The 4,997-nt window shown below is 75.5% G+C and carries 1 protein-coding gene; it reads right to left on the reverse strand.

Annotated elements, in window-relative coordinates; genetic code table 11:
* Nucleotides 1–4: 4 nt before the first annotated feature.
* Nucleotides 5–4,855, reverse strand: a complete 4,851-nt coding sequence (locus JOL79_RS35565) for a type I polyketide synthase (RefSeq protein ID WP_307848698.1) — start codon at nucleotides 4,853–4,855, stop codon at nucleotides 5–7.
* Nucleotides 4,856–4,997 lie beyond the last annotated feature (142 nt).

Raw genomic sequence — 4,997 nt, forward strand, 5'->3', positions numbered from 1 at the left:
CGGGTCAGGGCTCGGTGGAACTGCCGGCGTGGGGGTCGGGGGCGGTGTCGCCCAGCGCGAGCTTCACCAGGTCGTCGACGTCCATCACGTCGAGATCGCCATCGAGATCGCCGTCGAGATCGCCGCCGGGATCGCCTGCGGGTGCGGCGGCTTCTGGGACCGGCCGGCCCGGCGTCGCCGGCGCCAGCCGGAGCAGCCGGGGCAGGAGTCCCGACTCCCGCAGCCGCTCGGCCGGGATCGCGGCGAGAAGCGCGTGGATCTCGGCGTCGGGCACATCCACGGGCTCGTCGGCGGGGGTGAGGGTCTCACCGAGATGCCCGGCGAGCCGCTCGGCGTTCGGGTAGTCGAAGACGAGCGTCGGCGAGAGCGCCAGCCCGGTGGCGGCCATCAGCCGGTCCCGCAGCTGCACCGCGGTGAGCGAGTCGAAGCCGAGCTCGGTGAAGGCGCGGGCCGGCGCCACATCGGTGCCCGACCCGTGCCCGAGCACGGCGGCCACCTCGTCGCGGACCAGCCGCAGCAGGATCCGGTCGCGCTCGGCCGGGCCCGCATCCGCCAGCGACGCGGCCAGGTCCGCGGCCGGATCCTTGTGGGCGGGGTCCCGGTCGGCCGCGTGCTTATCGGCCGCGTGCTTATGGGCCTGGCCGGGGCCGGGGCTGCCGTCCACGAGCAGATCGGCGAACAGGGGCCGCGACCGGGCGGTGGAGAACACCGGGACGAACCGCGCCCAGTCGACGTCGGCCACGGTGACCAGCGCGTCGTCCGCGTCGCCCGCGGCACCCGCGGCACCCGCGCCGACCGCGACGCCGAGGGCGTCCAGCGCCCGCGCCGGCGGCATCGGGGTGAGACCGCGCCGCCGCAGCAGGTCAGCGGTCGCGTCGTCGGCCGCCATGCCGATGCGGGCCCACGGCCCCCAGGCGATCGCCGTCCCGGGCCGGCCCTGCGCCCGGCGCCGGGCGACGATCGCGTCCAGGGCCGCGTTCGCCGCCGCGTACGCGCCCTGCCCCGCGCTGCCCCACACGCCCGCGATCGAGGAGAAGACGACCAGCGGCACGTCCGGCAACAGCGCGTCGAGATGGGCCGCCCCGTCCACCTTGCCGGCCGCGACGGCGCGCAGATGCTCCTCGTCCTCGGCGGCGAGCGGCACGTCGTCGCTCACGCCGGCCGCGTGCACGACGACGTCCACCTCGCCCGCCTCGGCGAGCAGGGCCTCGACCGCCGGCCGGGCGGACAGGTCGCACGCGTGTGCCCGCGCCCCGGGCAGCTCGGCGAGCAGCTCGTCCGCGCCGGGGGCGGCGGCGCCGCGGCGGGAGACCAGCACCAGCCGCTCCGCGCCGTTGGCGGCGGCCCATCGGGCGACCTCGGCGCCCAGGCCGCCGGTGCCTCCGGTGATCAGTACGGTTCCGGCGGGCCGCCAGGGCGGAACGCCGGCCGGCGCCGGCGCGGGGATCAGCCGTCGCAGCATCGGGCCTGCGGGGCGGAGGGCGATCTGGTCCTCCGCGCCGAGCCCGCCCGCCAGGATGGCGATCAGCCAGGCCGCCGCCGCGGCGTCCATGTGCTCGGGAACGTCGACCAGCCCGCCCCATCGCTCCGGGTGCTCCAGGCCGGCGACCCGCGCCAGCCCCCAGGCCGCCGCCGGGCCGAGGTCGGGCGCCGGGTCGCCGGGGCCTGTCGACACCGCGCGCCTGGTGAGGAACCAGTGCGGCGCCGCCAGGCCAAGCCGGGTGACCGCCAGTGCCTCCGCCGGGCTCGACACGACGGCCAGCACCCCGTCGAGGGCCGGTCCCGATTCCGCGACCACCTCGGCGCCCGCGGCTCGCAGCGTCCCGGCGAGGGCACCGTCGTCGTCGCCGAGCACGAGCCAGGCACCGGTCAGCGACGCGGCGGGCGACTCCACCGCGGGCGGCTGGTCCACGGCGGGCGACTCCGCTGTGGGTTCCAGCACTGTGGGTTCCAGCACTGTGGGTTCCAGCACTGTGGGTTCCAGCACTGTGGGTTCCAGCACTGTGGGCGCCTCCGCGTCAGACGCTTTCACGAGCGCTTTCACGAGCGGCCGCCATTCGACGCGGTATCGCCAATTCTCAGGGCCGGACCGCTCAGCGCCGGACTGCCGCGTGCTGGACTGTTCTGTGCCGGGCCGTTCCGAGGGCAGCGCGTCCAGCCAGAACCGCCGCCGGTGGAACCCGTACGTCGGCAGGTCGACGAGGCGCGCGCCCGGGAGCACCGCGGCCCAGTCGACCGGGGCGCCGTGCGCGAACAGCGTGGCCAGGGCGGTGAGCGCGACGACCGGTTCGTCCCGGTCGCGGCGCAGGGTAGGCACGCGCACGGCGTCCGGCCGCAGCTGCCCGGCCATCGCGGTGAGGACCCCGTCCGGTCCGAGCTCCACGAACGCGCCGATGCCGTCCAGCGCGGCGATCGCGTCGGCGAACCGGACGGGCCTGCGAACCTGCTCCACCCAGTAGTCCGGGTCGCGCCACTGCCCCGGCTCCACCGGCCGCCCGGTCACCGTCGACACCACGGGCGCCGACGGGTCGGCGAAGCTCAGGGTCCGTACGACGGCCCGGAACTCGTCCAGCATCGGTTCCATCAGCCGGGAGTGGAAGGCGTGGCTGGTCCGCAGGCGATTGGTCTTCCAGCCTCGTTCGGCCGCGAGCACCGCCGCCCGTTCCACCGCGTCCGCGTCGCCCGAGACCACCACGGCCGCCGGGCCGTTCACCGCGGCGACGTCCAGCTCGCCGAACGCCGCTCTGGCCTCGTCCTCCGTCGCTCCCACCGCGAGCATCGCGCCACCCGCAGGAAGCGCCTGCATGAGCCTGCCGCGCGCGGCGACCAGCGTGGCCGCGTCCGCCAGCGAGAGCGTCCCGGCCACGTGCGCCGCCGCGATCTCGCCGATCGAGTGGCCCACCAGGACGTCGGCGCGCACCCCCCAGTGCGAGAGCAGCGCGTGCAGCGCCACCTCGACGGCGAAGATCGCCGGCTGGGCGTACCCGGTCTGGTGGATCAGGTCCTCGTCGGCGAGCACTGCGGTCAGCGGGCGGTCGAGGTGCGGATCGAGCGCGGCGGTGACCGTGGCCAGCGCGTCGGCGAAAACGGGAAACTCGCCGGCGAGCTCCGTGCCCATGCCCGTACGCTGCGCGCCCTGTCCGGTGAAGAGGAATGCCCGCTTGCCCCGTGCCGCGACCCCTTCGACCACCGCCTCGATCGTCGCCTCGCCCCGGCCTCCGGCGGCCCAGGCGGTCAGCGCGCCGGCGGCCTTCTCGGTGCCGCCGCCGGTCCGCCGCGCGACGAACACCGCCCGGTGCGGCAGCGCGGGCCGCAGCGTGGCCGACCAGGCGACGTCGGTCAGCGACGCGTCCGGATGCTCGCGCAGGTGCCGGCCGAGCCGCCCGGCCTGCCGCCGTACGGCGTCGGGGTCCGGCCCTGTGACGATCAGCGGAGCCACCCTCCCCGCCGGAGGAGCGGGAGCGACGGCCGCGGCCGGGGGCTCCTCGAGGATGACGTGGGCGTTGGTCCCGCTGATCCCGAACGACGACACACCGGCCCGGCGCGGGCGTCCCTCAGCGGGCCAGGATCGGGCCTCGGTGAGCAGCTCGACCTTCCCGGCCGCCCAGTCGACCTTGGGCGTCGGCTCGTCGACGTGCAACGTCTTCGGCAGCACCCCGTGCCGCATCGCCATGACCATCTTGATGATCCCGGCCGCGCCCGCCGCCGCCTGCGTGTGCCCCAGATTCGACTTGATCGACCCCAGCCACAGCGGCTCGTCCCGCTCCCGACCGTAGGCGGCCAGCAACGCCTGCGCCTCGATCGGGTCACCCAGCGTGGTGCCCGTGCCGTGCGCCTCCACCACGTCAACATCACGCGGGGTCAATCCCGCGCCGGCCAGCGCCGCGCGGATCACCCGCTGCTGCGACGGCCCGTTCGGCGCGGTCAGTCCGCTGGACGCGCCGTCCTGGTTCACCGCGGTCCCCCGCACCACCGCCAGGATCGGGTGTCCGGCACGTTGCGCGTCGGACAGCCGCTCCACCACCAGCATGCCGACACCCTCGCCCCAGCCGGTGCCGTCGGCGGCGGCCGCGAACGACTTGCACCGCCCGTCGGCGGCCAGCCCGCGCTGCCGGGAGAAGCCGATGAACGTGTCCGGGGTCGCCATCACCGCGGCTCCCCCGGCGAGGGCCAGGTCGCACTCCCCCGACCGCAGCGCCTGCGCCGCCAGATGCAGCGCGACCAGCGACGACGAGCACGCGGTGTCCACGGTCAGCGCGGGGCCCTCCAGCCCGAGCGTGTACGCGATCCGCCCGGAGGCCACACTGCCGGAGTTGCCGGTGCCGAGGTAGGCCTCGACCTCGTCGGGAACGTCGAGCAGGCGTGCGGCGTAGTCGTGGTACATCAACCCGGCGTAGACGGCGGTGCGGCTGCCGCGCAGCCCGAGCGGGTCTATCCCGGCGCGCTCCAGCGCCTCCCACGCCGTCTCCAGCAGCAGGCGCTGCTGCGGGTCCATCGCGAGCGCCTCACGCGGCGAGATCCCGAACACGTCCGGGTCGAAGTCGGCGGCGTCGTAGAGGAACCCGCCCTCCCGGGCGTAGGAGGTACCAGGATGATCGGGATCGGGGTGATACAACCCCTCGACATCCCAGCCACGATTCGCCGGGAACAGCCCGATGCCGTCCCGCCCCTCCGCGACCAGCTCCCACAGCTCGTCCGGCGAGGTGACCCCACCCGGATAACGGCACGCCATGCCGACGACGGCGATCGGTTCGTGCGTTCCGGCCTCGACCTCCGCCAGCCGCCTGCGGGTCTGGTGGAGGTCCGCGGTCACCCGCCTCAGGTAGTCACGAAGCTTCTGCTCACTCGACGACACCAGCGCGTCACCTCACTCCGGTGGTCACCGGGATCGCGGGGTGGGGGCGGCGCCGCGGACGCGCGGCACCGCCCCGGACGCTAGGAGCGCACGGAGGCGCTCTCAACCCCTACGCCTCCCTTAGGTCCCGGACCGGAGACGG

This window comes from Microbispora oryzae (genome assembly GCF_017896165.1).
Lineage (GTDB): Bacteria > Actinomycetota > Actinomycetes > Streptosporangiales > Streptosporangiaceae > Microbispora > Microbispora oryzae.